The organism is Alkalilimnicola sp. S0819 (assembly GCF_009295635.1).
In the GTDB taxonomy this organism is placed as follows: domain Bacteria; phylum Pseudomonadota; class Gammaproteobacteria; order Nitrococcales; family WHIW01; genus S0819.
The window spans coordinates 1-323 of sequence record NZ_WHIW01000063.1 but is presented as its reverse complement, the minus strand read 5'-3'; the positions used below and the strand labels follow the sequence as shown (position 1 = coordinate 323).

Annotated in this window: 1 pseudogene; it reads left to right on the top strand. The window is 48.0% G+C overall.

The annotated features are described in order from the left end of the window. Positions 1–188 precede the first annotated feature (188 nt). Positions 189–323, top strand: a pseudogene (locus tag GBG68_RS13990) (cell division/cell wall cluster transcriptional repressor MraZ); the annotation flags it as partial.

Below are 323 nucleotides of genomic sequence, written 5' to 3'. Positions count from 1 at the left end.
CAAATATTCATAACGTTAATTTGACTTGCACGCTGGGTGGAAATTAATCAACGCAGATATTCGCCGTAAACATTGGCTTTTTTACTTAGGTAAGCGTTGTGACTTGCTTGACAAGCTTTTCCTCCGCTCCGTAAACTCCTTCGAGTGGGAATTTGTGGGATAAAGTGGTAAGAAGGGGTGAGACTGGCATGTTCCGGGGGGCAACGTTAGTCAATCTCGACAGTAAAGGGCGCCTGACCGTGCCGACCCGTTATCGGGAGCAACTGATCGAGAGCACTACCGGTCAAATGGTATGTACCATTGACATCCATCACCCATGCCTG